The organism is Streptomyces sp. NPDC059994, assembly GCF_042737755.1.
In the GTDB taxonomy this organism is placed as follows: Bacteria; Actinomycetota; Actinomycetes; order Streptomycetales; family Streptomycetaceae; genus Streptomyces.
On record NZ_JBHWUR010000133.1, the window covers coordinates 1 to 18,979 of the forward strand.

An 18,979-nucleotide genomic window follows, 5' to 3' on the forward strand; every position below is an offset into this window, starting at 1 on the left:
GGCTTCCAGGGGCGCGGGGAACGGCGCGCGCAACCCCCACCGACCCGCAGACAAACGGGGTCCGGGGGCGCAGCCCCTGGCGAACTACCGCCCCACCTCCTTCGTCACCATCGCCACCGCCTCCTCCACGCTGTCCGTGACGTGGAAGAGGAGCAGGTCGTGGGCGGAGGCCTTGCCGCCGCCGACCACTGTGTCGCGGAGCCAGTCGACCAGGCCCGCCCAGTACTTCGAGCCGAACAGGACGATCGGGAAGCGGGTCACCTTGCCGGTCTGGACGAGGGTGAGCGCCTCGAAGAGCTCGTCCAGCGTGCCGAGGCCGCCGGGCAGGACGACGAAGCCCTGCGCGTACTTCACGAACATCGTCTTGCGGACGAAGAAGTAGCGGAAGTTGACGCCGATGTCGACGTGCGGGTTGAGCCCCTGCTCGAAGGGGAGCTCGATGCCGAGGCCGACCGAGACGCCCCGCGCCTCGCGCGCGCCCCGGTTGGCCGCCTCCATCGCACCCGGGCCGCCGCCGGTGATCACCGCGAAGCCCGCCTCTACCAGCGCGCGGCCGATGGCCACGCCCGCCTCGTACTCCGGTGAGCCCACCGGTGTGCGGGCCGAGCCGAAGACGCTGATGGCGCTGGGCAGTTCGGCGAGCGCGCCGAAGCCCTCCACGAACTCGGACTGGATACGCATGACTCTCCAGGGGTCGGTGTGCACCCACTCCGAGTCGCCCTCGGTGTCGAGGAGCCGCTGGTCGGTGGTCCCGGCCTGGACCTGGTCGCGGCGGCGCAGCACCGGCCCGAGCCTCTGCTCCAGCCGCTGTTCGCCCGGAAACTCTCCCTCGGGGTTGGCCATTGCGTGCTCCCTCCGCTGACTGAGTCATATGACGCGTCCGGCCAGCGTAGGACGACCTACGTGACGAATGACGAAATTCAGGTGGTCAGCCAGGCGTGAAGTCGCCGTTCGCAGTGGGTGATCCGGTCGACGGCGACGTGCTCGTCCCGCTTGTGCGCGTACAGGGCGTCGCCGGGCCCGTAGTTCACGGCGGGGACGCCGAGCGCGCCGAAGCGGGAGACGTCGGTCCAGCCGAACTTGGGCTGCGGGGTGCCGCCGACCGCCGCCATGAAGGCCGCGGCGGCCGGGTGCGAGAGCCCCGGCAGGGCCGCGCCCGAGTGGTCGTCGACGGTGAACTCCGCGATCTCGCAGTCCGCGAAGACCTCGCGGACGTGGGCCAGCGCCTCCTCGGCGGTGCGGTCCGGGGCGTAGCGGTAGTTGACGGTGACCGCGCAGGCGTCGGGGATGACGTTGTTGGCGACGCCGCCCTCGATCCGTACCGCGTTCAAGCCCTCGTGGTACTCCAGGCCGTCGATCACCGGTCGGCGCGGCTCGTACGCGGCGAGCCTGGCCAGGATCGGGGCGGCCGTGTGGATGGCGTTGGACCCCATCCAGCTGCGCGCGGAGTGGGCCCGCTCCCCCGCCGTGCGCAGGATGACCCGCAGCGTGCCCTGGCAGCCGCCCTCGACCTGGGCGTCGGAGGGCTCCAGGAGGACCGCGAAGTCGCCCTCGATCCAGTCGGGGTGTGCGTCGGCCACATGACCGAGACCGTTGAGGTGTGCGGCGACCTCTTCGTTGTCGTAGAAGACGAAGGTGAGGTCGCGGTTGGGCTCGGGGACGGTCGCGGCGATCCGCAGCTGGATGGCCACGCCCGACTTCATGTCCGAGGTGCCGCAGCCCCACAGGATGCCGTTCCCGTCGAGGCGGGACGGCACGTTGTCGGCGATCGGCACGGTGTCGATGTGCCCGGCGAGGATGACCCGCTCGGCCCGGCCCAGGTCCGTGCGCGCGACGACGTTGTTGCCGTGGCGGTCCACGGTCAGGTGCGGCAGCGTCCGCAGCGCCGCCTCGATCGCGTCCGCGAGCGGCTTCTCCGTCCCGCTCTCCGACGGGAAGTCGACGAGCCACGCGGTGAGCGCGGGGCCGTCCAGGGTCAGGTCGAGTGCGCTGTCTGCCATGGCCACGACCCTAGCGCGCACCGCCCGACCAGGGCGGGGGCGTCCGGAAGCACGCGGCCCGCACCAGTCCCGGCACCGGCCCCCGGGCCCCCGCCCCGCCCTCCAGTACGGTGGTCCCCGTGTCCCAGCCCGTCACCCCCAACCGACCCGTAAGGCGCGGCCGCCTCTTCCGTATCGTGGCCGCGGCGGTCGTGCTGCTCGCCGTCGCCGGATATCTGGCGGTGCAGTACATGAGCGGCGGGCCGGGGGCGCCGAGATGCACGGTGGGGTCCGGGGACGACACCTACCGGCTCAGCCCCGAGCAGGCCGTGAACGCGGCGACCATCTCCGCGGTCGGCACCTCGCGCGGGATGCCCGAGCGGGCGGTGACGATCGCGCTGGCCACCGCGCTCCAGGAGTCGGGCCTGCGCAACATCACGCACGGCGACCGCGACTCGGTGGGACTCTTCCAGCAGCGGCCCTCGCAGGGCTGGGGCACCGTGCAGCAGATCATGGACCCGGTCTACTCGGCCGGGAAGTTCTACCAGCGCCTGGCCGAAGTGCCCGGCTACTCGCGGCTGCCGCTCACCGTCGCCGCGCAGCGGGTCCAGCGCAGCGGCTTCCCGCAGGCCTACGCCAAGCACGAGCCGGACGCGGCGCTGCTCACCGCCGTCCTCACCGGCCGCACTCCCGCCTCGCTGACCTGCACGATCGCCAAGGACGCCCACCCGGGCGACCCGGCGAAGGTACGCACCGAGCTGGCCCGGGCGTTCGGCGCGGGGGTGGCTCCGGACAAGGGCGACGGGCGTGAGGTCACGGTCCCGGTGCGGGCGCCCGCGCGGGCCGGTGCCGAGGGCGGCGCCGAGCAGCGCGGCTGGGAGCTGGCCCACTGGGCGGTCGCGCACGCCGCCGCGTTCCGCGTGGAGCAGGTCTCGTACGCCGGACGCACCTGGCGCGTGGACGGCTCCCGCAGGGGCTGGCACACGGACGACACCGAGGCCGGCGCGAGCAGCGCCACCAGCCGGAACGCGGGCGGCGCCACGGGCGGCGCGGAGAGTTCCGGCGCATTCGGCCAGGTCCGGATCCAGCTCGCCGGATAGCGCGCGACACCTGTTCGGACGGCCACTCGTGCGGGGCACAGATGACTTTCGCGTACACCGTTTCGTACGCCCACTCGCGCGACCGCCGGAAGAATCGTCAATTCCCTTGAGAACAAAGGGAATCGGTGGCGTTCAGCGTATTGTCGCGACGGCTCATTTGCCCGTTTTTATCCGAACCCGATAATGCGACGCATTACGAACTCTTTACCTATGGCCTCCGCAACCTCCGCCGCACCCAGAGGAGTTGTCACAGCGTCCGAACGCCGTTCCTCCCGTCTCAAGGAGCATCATGTCCCTCCCCCTGACCCGTCGGATCGCCCGTGCCGCGCTGCTCATCGCGGCGGGTGCAGTTCCCGTGGTCGGCGCGGCCGGCGCGGCGAGCGCCGCGTCCCTTCCGGAGACCCCGAACCTGGGCGGCCTGACCGCCCTCGACGGCGCGAACCTCGGCAACACCGTCGACGGCGCCACGCAGAAGGCCACCGGCCTGGCGGGCGACGCCGGCAGCAAGGCGGTCAAGCAGACGGTTCCGGCCGCGGGCAAGGCCGTCGGCAAGGCGGGCAGGACGGCGACCCCGGCGGCCCAGAAGACGGCGGGCGACGCCGCGGGCAACGCGGGCAACCTCCTCGGCTCCACCGCCCGGTCGACCAGCCTGGACGGCCTTCCGGTCGGCGGCCGGCTGCCCGCCGGCGGACTGCCCTCCACCGACCAGCTGCCGCTCAAGAGCCTGCCCGTCGGCTGAGCCGCGCGGCACAAGGCCGAAGGGGCCCCGGGATCCTGTCCCCGGGGCCCCTTCTCGTACGTACGAGCTCGTACGGCCCTAGCCCAGCCGCTTGACGGCCGCCTCGACGCGTTCGTCCGTCGCCGTGAAGGCCACCCGCACGAACCGCTCGCCCGCCTCGCCGTAGAAGTCGCCGGGCGCCACGAGGATGCCGAGACCGGCGAGGTGCTCCACGGTCTCCCAGCAGCCCTCGTCGCGGGTCGCCCACAGGTAGAGGCTGGCCTCGCTGTGCTCGATCCGGAAGCCGTGCTTGACCAGCGCGTCGCGCAGGGCGGCGCGGCGGGCCGCGTAGCGCGCCCGCTGCTCCTGGACGTGCACATCGTCGCCGAGCGCCGCCACCGTGGCCGCCTGGACGGGCGCGGCCGTCATCATCCCGCCGTGCTTGCGGATCTGGAGCAGCTCGCCGAGCACCGCCTCGTCGCCCGCGAGGAAGGCCGCGCGGTAGCCCGCGAGGTTGGACCGCTTGGAGAGCGAGTGGACGGCGACGATGCCCTCGTACGTACCGCCGCAGACGTCCGGGTGCAGCACCGAGACCGGCTCGGCCTCCCAGCCCAGCTCCAGGTAGCACTCGTCGGAGAAGACGAGGACGCCGTGCTCGCGCGCCCAGGCGACGATCCGGACCAGCTCGTCCTTGGCGAGGACCCGGCCGGTCGGGTTCGACGGCGAGTTCAGCCACAGGAGCTTGAGACCGGCCGGGTCGAGGTCCGCCCCCGCGGGGTCACCCGCAAATGTCTCCGTGTCGTAGACGACGGGCGTCGCACCGCAGAGCCGGGCGCCCACCTCGTACGTCGGGTACGCGAGCCGGGGGTAGGCGACCTTGTCGCCCGCGCCGAGGCCCAGCTGGGTCGGCAGCCAGGCCACCAGCTCCTTGGACCCGACCACCGGCAGCACGTTGCGGTGGCCGACGCCGACCGCGCCGAGCCGGCGCCCGACCCATCCGGTGAGCGCGTCGCGCAGCTCCGTGGTCCCCCACACCGTCGGATAGCCCGGCGAGTCCGCGGCCTCGATCAGCGCTTTCTGGATCAGCGCCGGGACCGGGTCGACCGGGGTGCCGACGGACAGGTCCACGATCCCGTCCGGGTGGGCCGAGGCCGTCGCCTTGTACGGCTCCAGCTTGTCCCAGGGGAAGACGGGCAGGCGTGCGGAGACTGCGCCCACGGAGGTGCTCACTTTCTCGTACTCGGTTCCGTACGGACGAAACGCCTCGGTCCCGCAGGGCGGTGGGCGCCGTACGGGACCGGGGGGACACGCGGTGTCAGTGTCAGTGATCGCTGTCGGCGTTGATGTCGGCGGGCAGCGCGGTGATGAAGGGGTGGTCGCGCTCGATCAGGCCGAGCTTGGAGGCACCACCGGGCGAACCGAGCTCGTCGAAGAACTCGACGTTCGCCTTGTAGTAGTCCTTCCACTCCTCCGGGGTGTCGTCCTCGTAGAAGATGGCCTCGACCGGGCAGACCGGCTCACAGGCACCACAGTCGACGCACTCGTCCGGGTGGATGTAGAGGGACCGCTTGCCCTCATAGATGCAGTCGACCGGGCACTCTTCGATGCATGCCTTGTCCTTAAGGTCGACACAAGGCTCCGCAATGACGTAGGTCACGCTGTCGTTCCTCCTCGATAGGGCGCGGCGGGCCGGTCTGCGGCTCCGTCCACGTGGCGCGCGGGAGCGCGGCGTCGTCGATGCCCACACCTAGTATCTCCGTTCCGGGGCGCGATCCGAACAGGAGGGGCGAAGAGAGCTGTGGAGTTCACCACCGGCGGACGGTTGATCGTCAGAATCACGCCTGAAGATCAGGGCAAACGCGTATCAGTCAGACACCTGGCGAGGTCCGGGGAGCGGGGCGAGAAGTTCACCGACACGGTCGGCGTTCTCACATCGTGGGATGCCGGAATGCTCTCGATCGTACGTCGGAACGGGCAGACGGTCCACGTCCCGGAGCGCGAGATGGTGGCGGGCAAGGTCATCCCGGCCGAACCCGCCCGGCGCCGTGGTCCGGCCGCCACCTTCCGGGAATTGGCGCTGGTCAGCGCACGTGCGTGGCAGCCCGTGGAGAGCGAGGCGCTGGGCGGGTGGACGCTGCGGGCGGCCGGTGGATTCACCCGCCGGGCCAATTCGGTACTGCCGCTCGGCGACCCGGGGATGCCGCTCGCGGACGCCCTCGCGTACGCGCACGCCTGGTACACCGCCCGCGGACTTCCCACGTACATACAAACGTCCACCGGCGCCGAGGGGACCCAGGAGGGCCTCTGCGTCGATCTTGAAAACTTTGGGTGGATTCGCGAGGTAAGCGCCCAACTGCGGATCGCCGCACTTGCCCCGATCGGGGACCTCGACACGGACGTCTCACGGGTCGGGCTGTCCCGTTCTGTCGGTTCCGCCTGGCTCGGCCGCTACCAGCGCACCGGCACGCCCGGACCCCATGTGCTGAAGGTACTGGAGAGCGGCCCCTCGACATGGTTCGCGACGGTGGCCGGGGACGGGGGCGGGGCGCCCGCCGCGATCGGCCGGTGCGTGGTCGACGGCCGCTGGGCGGGGTTCATGGCGGTCGAGGTGGACCCGGCGCACCGCCGCCGGGGGCTCGCGACGGCCGTGATGGCCGCGCTGGCCCGCCAGGCCCTCTCCGAGGGGGCGTCGGCGGCGTGGCTCCAGGTCGAGGCGGACAATGAAGGAGCGGCGGCGCTGTACGACGCGCTCGGCTTCGCGACGCATCACAGCTATCACCACTTCCGGGAACCCGGCGGATCGGTCCGGCCGACCTGACCGGTCGGACCACCCTCCGGGGCACCCGGATCCCCCGCCGTCATTTCCCGATCCAGCCGATCGGGTACGAGGCGGTGGTGACTCCGCTCCCCACCTGAACGGCGGGGGCTTCCCACCCGCAGGTTGCGGTCCACCCCGAACCAGCCCCTTTCGGGACGAGCAGGAAATACCACGGAAAGCTGATGGAATATCCCGAAAGCGATAGCACCAACGACTGGCGGCGGCAGTTCACCGAGGAGGCCCGGTCCGAGCGGCCGGACCTCGCGACGCTGTGCCTGCTGATCGGCGCGGTGGCCGACCCCGAGCTCGGGCAGCGGGGCCTCGACGACGCCCAGATGGAGCTGGACCGCCTCGCCGGTCTGCTCCCGTACGGCGTCTCCGGGGCCCGCCCGTGGGCGGGGGCGCTGGCCGAACTGCTCGGCCGCGGCTGCGAGTTCCGGGGCACCCCGGCCGAGTACCAGCGCCTGGAGTCCTCACTCCTGCCGGAGGTCCTGCGCCGCCGCCGGGGCCTGCCGATCCTGCTCTCGGTGGTCTGGATGGAGGTGGCCCGCAGAGCCGGGGCGCCGGTGTACGGAGTGGCCCTGCCCGGCCACTTCGTGGTGGGCTTCGGCCGCCCGGAGGAGCGGGTGCTCGCGGACCCGTTCGACGGGGGGCGGCCGCTGACGGGCGCGGACGCGGAGCTCCTGGTGGCCGGCGCCACCGGCGCCCCGCTCGACCCGTCGATGCTCACCCCGGCCGACCCACTGGCGATCGTGCTGCGCATCCTCAACAACATCCGTGCCTGGGCGGCGGCCCGCCCGGAGCAGAGCGCGGTCGCCCTGTGGGCCCTGGACCTCTCCCTGCTCCTGCCCACCCACCCGGCCCGGCTCCGCTACGAACGCGCCCAACTCCTGGTCCAGCGGGGCGACTTCCTGGGGGGCGCGGCGGAACTCGACCTGTACGCCGACGTCCTGGAGCCGGTGGAACCCGGCACGGCGGAGACGATCCGGGGGCGGGCGCGGGCGGCTCGGGCGATGCTGAACTGACGCCGGGCCAGTAGGAGTCCTACAACCAGCCCTTCTCCCGCGCGATCCCCACCGCCTCCGCCCTGTTGCGGGCCGCCAGTTTCTGGATGGCCATGGAGAGGTAGTTGCGGACCGTGCCCTGGGAGAGGGAGAGGGTGCGGGCGAGTTCCGCGTTGGTGGCGCCGCTCGCCGCCGCGCGCAGAACGTCGCGCTCGCGGTCGGTCAGCGGGTTGGCGCCCTCCGCGAGCGCGGCCGCGGCCAGCGTCGGGTCGATCACCCGCTCCCCCGCGAGCACCTTGCGCACCGCGGCCGCGAGCTGGGCGGCCGGGGCGTCCTTCACCAGGAAGGCGTCGGCGCCCGACTCCATCGCGCTGCGCAGATAGCCGGGGCGGCCGAACGTCGTCAGGACGACGATTTTGAGGGCGGGGAGCTCTTTGTGGAGTTCGGCCGCCGCCTCGATGCCGGTCTTGCCGGGCATCTCGATGTCGAGCAGCGCCACGTCGGGGGTGAAGGCGCGGGCCGCGCCCAGCACCTCGTCGCCCCTGGCCACCTGGGCGACCACTTCGAAGTCCGGCTCCAGGCCGAGCAGGGCCGCGAGTGCTTCACGGACCATGGATTGGTCTTCGGCCAGGAGTAGGCGGATCATGAGCCGGATTCTAAGCGGCGGCGGTCGTTGTGCCGTTGGTCGGCCGCGGACCTTGCCGGGCTGGTCGCGCGGTTCCCGCGCCCCTATGGGGCGCCCAGCGGCACCCTCGCCGTCAGTGTGAAGCCCTTGCCCTTCTGCGCCGACGGCTCCAGCATGCCGTCCACCTCCGACAGGCGTTCCGCCAAGCCCGTCAAGCCGTTGCCCGCCGTTACGGCGGAACCCCCTCGGCCGTCGTCCGCGATCTTCAGTTCCAGGAAGCGGCCGTCCAGGGTCTGGCGCTCCCCGAGGGTGATCGCGCAGGTGCGGGCGCCGCTGTGGCGGACCACGTTGGTGACGGCCTCACGGATCACCCAGGCCAGGGCCTCCCCCGCACCCGGGGGCAGGCCGGGCGGGAGTTCGGCCGTCATCGGCAGGTCCGCCGCGACCCCGGCGGCCGTCAACGCGGTGCGCGCGCCCGCCAGTTCCCCGGTGAGGGTCGCCCTGCGGTAGCCGGTGACCGCTTCCCGTACGTCCACCAGGGCCTGGCGGCTGACCTGTTCGATGTCGGCCACCTGCTGGGCCGCCTGGTCGGGGTGGCCGGGGAGCATCCGGCCCGCCAGCTCGCTCTTGAGCGTGATCAGGGAGAGCGAGTGGCCCAGCAGGTCGTGCAGGTCGCGGGCGAGGCGCAGCCGCTCCTCGTTGGCCGCCAGCTGGGCCACGGTGGCCCTGGCCTGGCGCAGTTCCACGGTCGTACGGACGAGATGGCGCACGCCCGTCATGGCGAAGCCGCCGAGCAGGGCCGGGATCGCCAGGCCCGGCACGAAGTCACCCCAGTCGCCCTTGGTGGTCAGGCCGATCAGGGCCATCGCGGCCGTCGCGCCCGGGATCGCCCATCTCGCCAGGGGCAGCGGCAGCACCGCCCCGCAGCCGACCGACACGTACACGAAGAGCACCAGCCAGGGCGCGTCCAGGGTCAGCGAGGTGACCACCGCGATACAGGTCAGGAAGACCAGTATCGAGGCGACCGTGGTGCGGGCGAAGGGGCGGGCGGTGTGACGGAAGACCAGGGCCAGATAGACCGCGACGAACGCCACCAGGGCGAGCCAGCCGAGCACGGTCGCCCACGTCGTGTGCTCCCGCTTGAGGAGGTCGGACACCGGGGCGCCGAGGAACGCCAGCCAGATGCCGATCCACAGCAGCCTGCGCAGCGCCTCCTGGCGGTTCTCCGGAGGGCGGCCGATCGTGGCCACGGTGGCCTCGGCCCTGCGGTCTTCCGTCACGCTCGTCACGCCTTCAGGGTGTCCTTCCGGTACAGCCAGGCCGCGCCGCCCGCGAAGAGCAGGAAGTAGGCGGCGAGGACGGCCACGTCCTTGGTGTCCGGGGCGTTGCCCGCCTCGATGGCCTGCCCGAGCGCAGCGTACGCGTGGGTGGGCAGCCACTTGGCGAGCGACTGGAGCCAGGGCGCGAACGTCGTCGTGGGCATCCACAGGCCGCCCAGGATGGAGAGGCCGAAGTAGATGATCATCGTGATCGGGCGGACCGCGTCACCGCTGGCGAGGTAGCCGATGGCCACGCCGAGCGCGGCGAAGCAGAGCGAGCCCGCCCAGATGGAGCCGGTCAGCGCCAGCCACTGCCAGGCGTCGAACCGTACGTCCTTGACCGTGGCCGCGACCAGGAAGACCACCACGATGCAGGGCAGGGTGACCACGGCGGCGCTGGCGATCTTCGCCAGGACGTAGCCGCGGCCGGGCAGCGCGGTCAGCCGCAGCTGGCGCACCCAGCCCTTCTCGCGCTCCTTGGCGATCTTCTCGCTGTTGCCCATCAGGACGGCGGTGATCGCGCCGAACGAGGCCATCGAGACCATGAAGAAGGCGGGGAAGGTCAGATCGGTGTCGCCGATCCTGTCCGTGGTGTTCTGGGAGCCGGAGATCAACAGATAGAGCGCCGACGGGTAGATCACCGAGAAGAACATGAACTTCTTGTTCCGCAGGGTGCGGGTGATTTCGAGCTTGATCAGGGACCCGGAAAAGAACTGATTCAGCATGCTGCCTTGGCCTCCTCGGCCTCGGTGATGGCGACGAAGGCCTGCTCCAGGCCGAGGCCCGCGACTTCGAGGTTGCGGGGGTACAGGCTCAGCCCGTACAGCGCGTGGACGGTGGCGTCGGCGTCGGTGGACTGGATGCGGACCGTACGGCCCGAGACGTCGAAGGAGGTCAGGAAGGGCAGCCGGCGCAGGGCGTCCTCGTCGATCACGCCCTCCAGGTCGAAGGCGATCCGGCGGGCGCCGGCCTTCGCCTTGATCTCGGAGGCGGTGCCGTCGGCGAGCAGCCGGCCCTTGTGCAGGACCAGGACGCGGTCCGCGATCGCGTCCGCCTCCTCCAGGTAGTGGGTGGCGAACAGGACCGTACGGCCCTGCTGCGCCTGCTCGCGCATGGTCGCCCAGAACGCCTGGCGGGCGGTGACGTCCATGCCGGTGGTCGGCTCGTCCAGGACGATCAGGTCGTTGGCGCCGGCGGTCGCGAGCGCGAAGCGGACGCGCTGCTCCTGGCCGCCGGAGAGCTTGTTGACCATACGGTCGGCGATCTGCGCGATGCCCGCGCGGTCCAGGACCTCCTCGACCGGGTGCGGACGCGGGTGCAGATCGCAGGCGAGCCGGACCAGCTCGCGGACCTTGACCTCCTCCATCAGACCGCCGCTCTGGAGCATCGCGCCGACCCGGCCGTCCTTGATGGCCTGCTCGGGCGTGGTGCCGAAGAGGCGCACCGAGCCGGAGTCGGCCTTGCGCAGCCCGAGCAGCAGGTCGAGCGTGGACGACTTGCCCGCGCCGTTCGGCCCGAGGAGCGCGACCGTCTCGCCGGGGTGCAGCTCCAGGGAGAGCCCGGCGACGGCGTGGACGTCGCCGTAGCTCTTGCTCACGTGCTCGAAGCTCACCACGGAGGTGGGGGTGGAGGTCATTGTGGTCATGACCCAAGATTCGCCCGCGGGCCCTGGCCGGGGGCAGTGCCGGGTGTCGTGAGTGTCGGATGACAGATGTCATGCGGATGGCATGACACGGCCCCCGTACGCGCGGGGCGTACGGGGGCCGGGCACGGGACCGCAGGTCAGCTCGGGTTCAGATCGATCGTCACGATGCGCTCCGCCGAGGTCTTGCCGCGCAGGGCGCTCTGCATCGCCTTGGCCACGTCGTCGGACGTCAGCTGGTGCTTCTGGCCGTCGCCCTTCATGATCATCACGCCGTTGAAGGTGCTGCCCATGAGCTGCTCTATCGCCTTCTTGTCGTAGACCTCGACCAGCTTGCCCTCGATCGGCTTCATGGAAAGGATCTTCGGGAGCGACTTCACCGGGCCGAAGTCGATGCGCTTGCCGCCCGCCTTGACGGTGATCAGGCCGGACATCGCGGGCTTGGCGAACTCGTTCATCGCCCGGTCGATCTCGGCCTGGGTGATGGTCGGCTGGCGCCCGGTGACCGGCAGCTTCACCTCGTTGGGCCTGCCCGTCTCGACCTGCGCCCGGTACGCGTCCTTGACCGAGATCGTCGAGCGGTTGACGTCGAGGCTCTTGCCCGCCTTGCCGGGTACGGCAACGGCCTTGCCCGGGACGAACTTGATCGTGCCCTCGACCGCCGAGCCCGAGGCGCCCGCCAGGTCGGTCAGCGCCACGCCCAGCTTCTCCTCGTCGACCGGGATGACCGGCTCGGCGACGCGCTTGCCGCCGAAGAGGGAGGAGATGACGGAGACCGGGTTGTAGTCGCTGCCAGCCGCGTTGCGCACGGTCGCCTGGCTGTCCAGGGCGAGGCCCGCCTTGTCGGGCGCGAGCGTCTCCTTCTTGCCGTCGACGGAGAGCCGCAGCGGCTGGGCCGCGCGCTTTCCGAGCGTGGCGTCGAGCTTGGCGACGGCCTGCTCCTTGCTGCCGCCGCCGATGTCGACGCCCAGGACCGTGGTGCCCTTGGGGACCTCGGAGTGGTTGAGCAGCAGGCCCGCGCCGTACGCGACACCGGCCAGCACGAAGGCCGCGACGCCGAGCAGGACCAGCTTGGAGCGGCCCTTCTTCTTGGCGGGCGCGGGCGAGCTCGTACGGGCCGGGGCGGGCGGCTCCTCCGCGGGGCGCGGCCCGTCCGGCAGCCGCGGCGTGAGGTCGGGACCCGCGCCGCCGGGCGCGAACGGGGAGCGGTTGTCCCCCGGTACGACCGGGATCCCGCTGGTCAGCGTGTCCCCGGAGACGTGGCTCGCCGGCGGGGGCGGATTCACGCCACCACCCCCGGCACCCGGCATCGGGGCCGGGGGCTGCGGGGTCAGGATCGCCGTGTCGTCGGACATCTGGGGCACGGGCGGCGCCATGGGCCCGGGCCGCACGCCCTGCGCGCCCAGGACCGGGGTCCCGTGGCTCGGGGTGCCTTCCGGGCCGCCCGGCGCGCCGCCGAGCCGCTGCTGGCCCTTGCGGCTGCCGACCGGGCGGGTGGGCAGCGCGGCGGTGCCGGTGACCGGGCCGGTGGTGGGCCCGGCGGGGCCGCCGTTGCCGGCCAGGGCGGAGCGGCCCGAGCCGTTGGCCGCGGCCGCACCGGGCCGGAAGCCGTTGGCGTCGGGGCCGCCGGGCGCGAAGCCGTGGGAGCCGTTGCTGTCGGGGCCGCCCGGTGCGAAGCCGTTGACGCCCGAGGGACCGGCCGGACCGGAGGCGAAGCCGTTGCCGTTGGTGCCGTTGCTGTCGGGGCCGCCCGGTGCGAAGCCGTTGACGCCCGAGGGACCGGCCGGGCCGGAGGCGAAGCCGTTGCCGTTGGTGCCGTTGCCGTTGGTGCCGTTGCCGCGTGCGAAGCCGTTGGCGCCGTTGCTGTCGGGGCCGCCGCCGTTGCTCCCCGGCCGCGCGGGCGCGCCCGTGGCAGAGCCGTCGGCGGGCGCGCCCTGCGGGCTGTCCGAGAAGTACGGGAGGTTCTGGCGCGGCGTGCCGGACGGCGGGGTCGCGCCGGAGCCCGCCTTGCGGGGCGCGAACCAGTCGCTGGTCGGCTTCTCCTCGGCCGCGGCGTCGGCGGCCGCGGCCGCCTCCTCCGCCTCGGCGGCCTGAGCACGCTCGCTCTCCGCGGCGGCGGCGGACGCCTTGTCGGCGTCGCTCACGGGCGTTCTCATCACGACCGGCGGGATGGGCCGGGACCCGGGGATGTTGATCCGGATACGCGTCGTCAGCGTGGTCTCGGTCTTGGGCTCGTCCGGCTGGGCGACGGCGGCTTCCGGGGCGTCGTGCGCCGGAGAGTGCGGCGTTCCGTACGGCGGGGTACCCGACGGGTACGCAGCTCCGCCGCGCCCCTGGGGGCCGGAGGTCGAACTGTCAGTTTCACGACTCAAGGCAGGTTCTCTCCCGATCGGCTCCACCACCCGCTCTTGTCTCGTTTTCCTCTGTGCGGGTGGCTCGGCGGCGCGCACCACCATACTGGCCGCCGTCGACGAGCACGGGACCGCCCGGGAAAGCAGGGCACCACACCCTGTACTGCGCCGCCGTGACCGCGCACGTCACTTGCCAAGTCGGACCGAATCACGGGGTGGTTGCACCAGGCCGACGACCGTGGCACAGATCACAGCCGCGACCATCCCGCCGAGCAGGAAGACGTACGAGCCCAGTCCCGCGCCGAAGACGAAGTCGCCCTCGGGCCGTGTGGTCGTCAAGAACAGCACGGCCACCAGCCATCCGGCGGCGGACGCGCCGACCCCGGCCCGGCTGCCCGTCAGGGCCGTACCGGCCCAGAAGAGTCCGGCCGCGGCGGCCAGCGAGAGCAGCAACCCGCCGGGGAACCAGGCGGCTTGGACGAGCGCGCCCGCGGCCCCGGTGAGCGTACCGAGCACGAACAGGGCCGCGAAGGCGGCGATCCGCCCGGGGCGGGCGCCCGCCGTACGGGAGTTGACGGACGGACCGGACGTACGGGATGAAGTGCTCATCACACGTCCAGCCCGGCGAACAGGTCGTGCTCGCGCTCGCCGGCCGGGGCCCCGGACTCTCCGTCGACCAACTCGTAGTACTCGACGGAGAAGAGCGGCTGGCCCAGGTCGTTGGAGAGCGCGAAGAACGGGCCGTCCACGGCGATCTGGGTGACGTGTGCGCGCATCGCGGCGGCCTTGGCCGCGGCGTGGGCGGCGCCGTCGATCTCGGCCGTGATCCGCGTGTCCTCGACGACGCCCGGGATGTCGCCGACGTCGGCGATCCCGGGGAAGGAGACCCCGGAGGCGCGGAGCCGGGCGAAGCCGTCCTCGGCCACCGAGCGCGGCACCCGGTTCCAGTAGAGCTTGGCGATGGTGTGCGGCTCGCCGAGGTCGGGGCGGTAACCGGGCTCGGCGGCCAGCTCGGCGGCGCGCATCGCCACCCGGTGGGCCTGGATGTGGTCGGGGTGGCCGTAGCCGCCGTTGGAGTCGTACGTCACCAGGACCTGCGGGCGGACCTCGCGGATCACCTCGACCAGATGGGGGGCCGCGTCGTCCACCTCGGTGTTCCAGAAGGCGCCCTCGCGGCGGTTCTGCTCAAGACCCATCATCCCGGAGTCGCGGAAGCGGCCGGGGCCGCCGAGGAAGCGGTGGTCGGTGACCCCGAGCTCCTTCATCGCGGCGGCGAGTTCGCCGACGCGGTGGGCGCCGAGGCGGTCGTCCCGGTCGGCGGCGAGGTGGGCCAGGTCGGCCGGGATGACCTCGCCCTCCTCACCGAGGGTGCAGGTCACCAGCGTGACCAGCGCGCCTTCGGCGGCGTAGCGGGCCATGGTGGCGCCGTTGTTGATCGACTCGTCGTCGGGGTGGGCGTGCACCAGGAGCAGCCGCCGGGCGGGGAGATCCGTCATACGGGACAGCCTACGAGGCATGCCGCACGGCGGCATGCCTCGGATCCCCCGACCGGGCCGGGCGGCGACAAGACCGTCAGAACTTGATGTCGCTGATCATGCCCGCGACGTTGTTGGAGAGGTCGTTGATGGTGGGCGCCATGGACGAGCTGGCGAGGTAGAAGCCGAGCAGAGTGCAGACCACCGCGTGTCCGGCCTTCAGTCCGGACTTCCTGACCAGCAGGAAGACGATGATCGCCAGCAGCACCACCGCCGAAATCGAGAGTGCCACGGCGGTTCACCTCCATCTGTCGGTCGGAAAGAGCCAGTCGGTAGGGGCAGAGCAGCGTGTGAGGGGGCATGCAGAGTCATACCCACCCCCCACTATGGATCATAACTATCCGACGGAACGCATTGATCGGTGCACGGGCGCACAAGGGGCGCACACCCCCCACGTACGAGCAGGTGCGGACGGGTGCCGCTAGGTTCCCTCCATGACCTCAATTGCCCCTGGGAAGACCTCGTTTCCCCGTCAGTACGCCAGGACCCAGCGCTTCACGCTCGGTGCGCCCCGCGCCTTCACGGTGGCGCCGGACGGCAGCCGGGTGACCTTTCTGAGGGCCCCTGGGGGTACGGATCCGGCCAACAGCCTCTGGGTGCTCGATCTGGAGGACGGCGCGCACGAACGGCTCGCGGCCGACCCCCGGGCGCTCCTCGGCGGAGCCGTGGAGGAGCTGTCGGAGCAGGAGAAGGCGCGGCGCGAGCGCAGCCGCGAGGGTGCGGCGGGCATCGTCGGCTATGCGACCGACGCGGCGGTGGAGCTGGCCGCGTTCGCCCTCTCGGGCCGGCTGTTCACGGCCGAGCTGCGGGCCGGGACCACCCGCGAACTGCCCGTTCCCGGCCCGGTGATCGACCCGCGACCCTCGCCCGACGGCCGCCTCGTCGCCTATGTGGCGCGGGGCGCCCTGCGCGTGACCGGGGCGGACGGCGAGGGCGACCGGGCGCTCGCCGAGCCGGAGTCGCCCGAGGTCACCTATGGGCTAGCGGAGTTCATCGCGGCCGAGGAGATGGAGCGCCCGCGGGGTTACTGGTGGTCGCCCGACGGGGACGCGCTCCTGGTGGCGCGGGCCGACGACAGCCCCGTGCGGCGCTGGTGGATCGCCGACCCCGCCAACCCCGACCGCGAGCCGCAGCGGGTCGCGTATCCGGCGGCGGGCACGCCCAACGCCGAGGTGCGGCTGTTCCTGTACGGGCTCGACGGCTCCCGGACCGAGGTCGTCTGGGACCGGGAGCGCTACCCGTACCTGGCACGGGTGCACTGGTCGGCGGCGGGTGCCCCGCTGCTCCTGGTGCAGGCCCGGGACCAGCGGGTGCAGCTGCATCTGACCATCGACACCACCCCCACCGCGTCCGGGAAGACCCGGACGGTCCACGCGGACGAGGACGCGGTGTGGCTCGATCTTTTCCCCGGCGTCCCGGCCTGGGCGCCGGACGGACGGCTGGTGCGGATCGCGGACGAGGGCGGGGCGCGCGTGCTCGCGGCGGGCGACCGTCCGCTGACCGGAGGGCAGCTGCAGATCCGGGCCGTGCTCGACATCGGGACCGACGACATCCTGGTCTCGGCGTCGGCCGGCGAGGCGGCCCGTGCTCCCGAAACCGGAGAGATCCATGTGTACCGGGTCAATGAGCTGGGTATCGAGCGGGTTTCGGAGGGTGCCGGGGTGCACTCGGCGGTCCGGGGCGGACCGGTGACGGTTCTCACTTCGGCCCGTCCGGACAGCCCGGGCACCACGGTCCGGGTGGAACGGGACGGCAAGACGGTCGCGGAGGTCGACTCGTACGCGGAGACCCCCGTGCTCACGGCCAGGGTCCGGCTGACCGAGGGGGGCGCACGCCGCATCCCATGCGCCGTGCTGCTCCCCGCCGATTACTCGGAATCGGACGGTCCTCTTCCTGTGCTGATGGACCCCTACGGCGGTCCCCACGGCGCGCGCGTCCACGCCGCCCACAACGCCCATCTCACCTCGCAGTGGTTCGCGGACCAGGGGTTCGCGGTGATCGTGGCCGACGGGCGCGGCGCACCCGGCCGCTCCCCCGGCTGGGAGAAGGCGATCCGGGACGACTTCACGCTCACCCTCGACGACCAGATCGAGGCGCTCCATGGCCTCGCGGGCACCTTCCCGCTGGATCTGGGCCGGGTGGCGATGCGCGGCTGGTCCTTCGGCGGCTATCTGTCGGCGCTCGCGGTGCTGCGCCGGCCCGACGTCTTCCACGCGGGGATCGCTGGGGCGCCGGTGACCGACTGGCGGCTCTACGACACCCACTACACCGAGCGCTACCTCGGCGACCCGCAGAGCAGCCCGTCGGTGTACGAGGCGAACTCGCTGGTCACCGACTCCGGTCTGTCCCAACCGGCCGAGCAGCACCGGCCGTTGATGATCATCCACGGTCTGGCGGACGACAATGTGGTGGCCGCACACACCCTGCGTCTCTCCTCGGCCCTGCTCGCCGCCGGCCGCCCCCATGAGGTGCTGCCGCTCACGGGCGTGACCCATATGACCCCGCAGGAGCAGGTGGCGGAGAATCTGCTGCTGCTCCAAGTGGACTTCCTGAAGCGCTCGCTGGGGATCTGAACCCCGCTCCTCGCCGCCGCCGGCCTCACCAGCCCGGCGGCGGCGAGGAGGGCGGCGGGGGCGGGCCGTAGCCCGGGGGCGGCGGGCCGAAGCCGCCGCCGTGGCCGTCCTGCGGCGGCTGGGGCGAGTAGGGCGCGTACGGCGGTGACTGCGGTGTCCACGGCGCCCCGGGCGCGCCCGCCCGGTCCTCGGGGCCGCGCCGGGCGAGCACCGGGACCAGGGCGATACCGGCGGCCGGCTGGAAGAACCACGTCAGCACCTGCAGCTGGGCCCCGGTCTCCAAGTCCCCGAAGTGGTCGAGCAGTTCGAACCGTACGGCCAGAGCGATCCCGATGGCGCCGGAGGCGGTGAGGACGGCGGCCGCCATCAGACCGAGCGGCCGTACGTGGACGGCCCGCGCGAGCCCGCCGCCCGCGGCCGTCAGCGCGATCGCCGCGAGGACGACCGCCACCCAGCCGCCGGGCATCCAGAGCAGCGGCAGGTGCTTGCCGGTGAACCGCGCCTTGTACTGCTCCCCGGAGAGTTCCACGGCCCAGTAGATCTCCCAGGCCACCGCCACCAGACCGGCCGCGCCGAGCAGCAGGAACGCGGTCGTCCCGGCGCCCGGACCGGGCCGGGCCTGCGGCCTCGGGCCGGGGGCCGCGTCGGGTCTGCGTCCGGCGGCGGCCGTGATGACCAGGGCGAGCCCGGCCGCCAGCGCCGCGAAGGTGCTGAGCAGTGCCCGCCGGTGCAGATCGTGCAGGGCGGTCGAGTCCGTCCAGTCGTCGTGCAGCACCCACAGGGAGGAGACCCGAAGCGCCGCGGTGACGGCGCCGACGCAGCTCAGCACGGCCGCGGCGGCCGGTGAGCGGGGCACGACCGCGGCCGCCACCGCGTAGACCACGAGCAGGACGGGGTCGAGGACGCCGGTGGTCAGCGGGGTGCCGCCGCGGTGCTTGGGCGCGCCGGTCCAGAACCACCAGAGGTCGGGCAGGCTGCGGGCGGCGTGGATGTCGCGGGCGATCCAGGCGGCCGTGAGCAGCGCGAGGAAGGCGCACAGGACGGCGCCGGTCAGCCGGGCCCCGGCCGTGAGTGTCTGTGGCTGCGTCATGCCCCTTTGCCGTCCCCCCCGGTTGGCGTGGCGAGCGCCTGCTCGGGCGAATCCTCCACCCGCGGCGCCCGGATGGACAAGAGGGGTGCGTGGCCCGGGGGTTGCGGAGGCGGGCGGGCCGGGGGGGGGGGGGGCCCCCCCCCGCCCACCGCCCCCCCCCCGCCCCGCGGGGGTTGGCGGGGGGGGGGTGTGTATGGGGGTTTGGGGAGGAAAATTTGAAGGAGG

Annotated in this window: 18 protein-coding genes; 5 read left to right on the top strand and 13 right to left on the bottom strand. The window is 72.6% G+C overall.

Going from position 1 to position 18,979, the window contains the following annotated elements; translation table 11 throughout:
* Nucleotides 1-84: 84 nt before the first annotated feature.
* On the bottom strand, nt 85-843 hold the full coding sequence (locus ACFWA7_RS35845) for a TIGR00730 family Rossman fold protein (RefSeq protein ID WP_385547805.1): 759 nt from the start codon (nt 841-843) through the stop codon (nt 85-87).
* A gap of 77 nt (nt 844-920) precedes the next feature.
* Nucleotides 921-2,000 (bottom strand): succinyl-diaminopimelate desuccinylase, encoded by a 1,080-nt coding sequence (gene dapE, locus ACFWA7_RS35850; RefSeq protein ID WP_385547808.1) that lies wholly within the window; start codon nt 1,998-2,000, stop codon nt 921-923.
* A gap of 110 nt (nt 2,001-2,110) precedes the next feature.
* Here dapE and ACFWA7_RS35855 point away from each other — a divergent pair, with 110 nt between their 5' ends.
* Nucleotides 2,111-3,079, top strand: coding sequence for a hypothetical protein (locus ACFWA7_RS35855; protein WP_385547811.1), 969 nt, complete (start codon nt 2,111-2,113; stop codon nt 3,077-3,079).
* Nucleotides 3,080-3,368: 289 nt separating this feature from the next.
* A complete protein-coding gene (locus tag ACFWA7_RS35860; RefSeq protein WP_385547814.1) occupies nt 3,369-3,818 on the top strand; it encodes an ATP-binding protein in 450 nt (149 codons plus the stop codon).
* Nucleotides 3,819-3,896: 78 nt separating this feature from the next.
* Here ACFWA7_RS35860 and dapC read toward each other — a convergent pair whose 3' ends face one another.
* A complete protein-coding gene (gene dapC / locus ACFWA7_RS35865; protein ID WP_385827282.1) occupies nt 3,897-5,015 on the bottom strand; it encodes a succinyldiaminopimelate transaminase in 1,119 nt (372 codons plus the stop codon).
* Between the two features lie 103 nt (nt 5,016-5,118).
* Nucleotides 5,119-5,454, bottom strand: coding sequence for a ferredoxin (gene fdxA, locus ACFWA7_RS35870; RefSeq protein WP_385547817.1), 336 nt, complete (start codon nt 5,452-5,454; stop codon nt 5,119-5,121).
* Nucleotides 5,455-5,595: 141 nt separating this feature from the next.
* Here fdxA and ACFWA7_RS35875 point away from each other — a divergent pair, with 141 nt between their 5' ends.
* On the top strand, nt 5,596-6,615 hold the full coding sequence (locus ACFWA7_RS35875) for a GNAT family N-acetyltransferase (RefSeq protein ID WP_385547820.1): 1,020 nt from the start codon (nt 5,596-5,598) through the stop codon (nt 6,613-6,615).
* Between the two features lie 182 nt (nt 6,616-6,797).
* On the top strand, nt 6,798-7,640 hold the full coding sequence (locus ACFWA7_RS35880; protein WP_385547823.1) for a transglutaminase-like domain-containing protein: 843 nt from the start codon (nt 6,798-6,800) through the stop codon (nt 7,638-7,640).
* Between the two features lie 19 nt (nt 7,641-7,659).
* Here ACFWA7_RS35880 and ACFWA7_RS35885 read toward each other — a convergent pair whose 3' ends face one another.
* From ACFWA7_RS35885 to ACFWA7_RS35920, 8 genes are all read right to left on the bottom strand, one after another.
* Nucleotides 7,660-8,265 carry a response regulator gene (locus ACFWA7_RS35885; RefSeq protein ID WP_385827266.1) on the bottom strand — a complete coding sequence of 202 codons (606 nt, stop codon included), beginning with the start codon at nt 8,263-8,265 and terminating at the stop codon, nt 7,660-7,662.
* Between the two features lie 83 nt (nt 8,266-8,348).
* Complete coding sequence (locus ACFWA7_RS35890; protein WP_385827268.1) at nt 8,349-9,533, bottom strand: sensor histidine kinase; 1,185 nt, start codon at nt 9,531-9,533, stop codon at nt 8,349-8,351.
* Entirely contained in the window at nt 9,530-10,288 is a 759-nt protein-coding gene (locus tag ACFWA7_RS35895; RefSeq protein WP_385547832.1) for an ABC transporter permease, read from the bottom strand. The genes ACFWA7_RS35890 and ACFWA7_RS35895 overlap by 4 nt, the downstream gene beginning before the upstream one ends.
* Nucleotides 10,282-11,208 (bottom strand): ABC transporter ATP-binding protein, encoded by a 927-nt coding sequence (locus ACFWA7_RS35900; RefSeq protein ID WP_385827270.1) that lies wholly within the window; start codon nt 11,206-11,208, stop codon nt 10,282-10,284. Before ACFWA7_RS35900 ends, ACFWA7_RS35895 begins: the two co-directional genes overlap by 7 nt.
* A 137-nt stretch (nt 11,209-11,345) precedes the next feature.
* Nucleotides 11,346-13,577, bottom strand: coding sequence for a hypothetical protein (locus ACFWA7_RS35905; RefSeq protein ID WP_385827272.1), 2,232 nt, complete (start codon nt 13,575-13,577; stop codon nt 11,346-11,348).
* Nucleotides 13,578-13,742: 165 nt separating this feature from the next.
* Nucleotides 13,743-14,165 carry a DUF6113 family protein gene (locus ACFWA7_RS35910; RefSeq protein WP_385827274.1) on the bottom strand — a complete coding sequence of 141 codons (423 nt, stop codon included), beginning with the start codon at nt 14,163-14,165 and terminating at the stop codon, nt 13,743-13,745.
* A complete protein-coding gene (gene mshB / locus ACFWA7_RS35915) occupies nt 14,165-15,052 on the bottom strand; it encodes an N-acetyl-1-D-myo-inositol-2-amino-2-deoxy-alpha-D-glucopyranoside deacetylase (protein ID WP_385827276.1) in 888 nt (295 codons plus the stop codon). Before mshB ends, ACFWA7_RS35910 begins: the two co-directional genes overlap by 1 nt.
* A gap of 76 nt (nt 15,053-15,128) precedes the next feature.
* The gene (locus ACFWA7_RS35920; protein WP_101389912.1) at nt 15,129-15,323 is read right to left on the bottom strand and encodes a hypothetical protein; all 195 of its coding nucleotides are present in this window, start codon (nt 15,321-15,323) and stop codon (nt 15,129-15,131) included.
* 202 nt (nt 15,324-15,525) lie between these two features.
* Here ACFWA7_RS35920 and ACFWA7_RS35925 point away from each other — a divergent pair, with 202 nt between their 5' ends.
* Entirely contained in the window at nt 15,526-17,664 is a 2,139-nt protein-coding gene (locus ACFWA7_RS35925) for a prolyl oligopeptidase family serine peptidase (protein WP_385827278.1), read from the top strand.
* A 25-nt stretch (nt 17,665-17,689) separates the two neighbouring features.
* Here ACFWA7_RS35925 and ACFWA7_RS35930 read toward each other — a convergent pair whose 3' ends face one another.
* Nucleotides 17,690-18,754: a hypothetical protein gene (locus ACFWA7_RS35930; protein ID WP_385827280.1), complete on the bottom strand. Its 1,065-nt coding sequence runs from the start codon at nt 18,752-18,754 to the stop codon at nt 17,690-17,692.
* Nucleotides 18,755-18,979: the final 225 nt, after the last annotated feature.